The following is a 796-nucleotide window of genomic DNA, read 5'->3' on the forward strand; positions in this document are numbered from 1 at the left end:
GATCGTCGACGTGCTTGTCGAGATCGGCGCGCAGCGCGGCGTGTCGGCAGCGCAGGTGGCGCTGGCCTGGCTGCTTGGCCGGCCGGCCGTCAGTTCGCTGGTGATCGGCGGCAGGACGGAAACGCAGTTCCGGGACAACATCGCGGCGGCAAGCCTGGTGCTTTCCGGCGAGGAGCGCGAGCGCCTCGATGCGGTCAGCCGGCCGCCCTTGCTCTATCCCTACTGGCACCAGCAGCTGACGGCAAAGGACCGTTTTGGTGCTGCAGATCTGGTGATTGACCGAAGCGGCATCTGATCGGCAAATCGATGGCGATAGGTATTGGCCGCCGCAATGATGGACCTGGCCCCTTCATTGCGACGCGCATCTTGCAAGCCTGGCCATCATCGACGCACTATCGCTTCAGCTGTTGTGTTTGACGGCTAATGCTCCTAGGCAGGACCAGAGCCGCGAGGCAGTGAAAAGGAGCCAATATGGCGCGACCACCAAACTACGATCAGGAACGCAAGGAACGCGACCGCCAGAAGGCGGCCAAGAAGGCCGAGAAGCTGGCAGCAAAGGTTGCAGCGAGGGAACGTTCGAAGCCCGAAGACGAGACTGAAGCCGAAACCGAAACGGCAAAGTGACGGCAAACGGCCCGCAGATGCGGGCCGTGCCTCAATCCAGATTGCCGCCCCAAATGTCGGCTTGTGTCAGGCGGGCGCCTTGTCGCTGACGAACACGTCCACTTCGCGTGCTGCCGCGATGAAGGCACGCCTGGCGTTCATCGCCGGCTTGTCGCCGGCGATGAACGCCAGG

General features: G+C 63.2%; 2 protein-coding genes and 1 pseudogene. 2 read left to right on the forward strand and 1 reads right to left on the reverse strand.

Going from position 1 to position 796, the window contains the following annotated elements:
• Both EN893_RS36190 and EN893_RS36195 read left to right on the forward strand, forming a co-directional pair.
• On the forward strand, positions 1-295 hold a 295-nt coding region (locus EN893_RS36190; protein WP_164901506.1), incomplete at its 5' end, for an aldo/keto reductase.
• Positions 296-471: 176 nt separating this feature from the next.
• Positions 472-624, forward strand: a complete 153-nt coding sequence (locus EN893_RS36195) for a hypothetical protein (RefSeq protein ID WP_013532262.1) — start codon at positions 472-474, stop codon at positions 622-624.
• 66 nt (positions 625-690) lie between these two features.
• Here the strand turns inward: EN893_RS36195 and EN893_RS40135 are convergent.
• Positions 691-796: pseudogene (locus tag EN893_RS40135) on the reverse strand (DUF982 domain-containing protein); the annotation flags it as partial.

It is taken from the genome of Mesorhizobium sp. M7A.F.Ca.CA.004.04.2.1 (assembly GCF_004022825.1).
Taxonomy (GTDB): domain Bacteria; phylum Pseudomonadota; class Alphaproteobacteria; order Rhizobiales; family Rhizobiaceae; genus Mesorhizobium.

Excerpts from the sequence above, each read along its gene's own strand:
- EN893_RS36195 (WP_013532262.1), top strand. The coding sequence starts at position 472 with ATGGCGCGACCACCAAACTACGATCAGGAACGCAAGGAACGCGACCGC.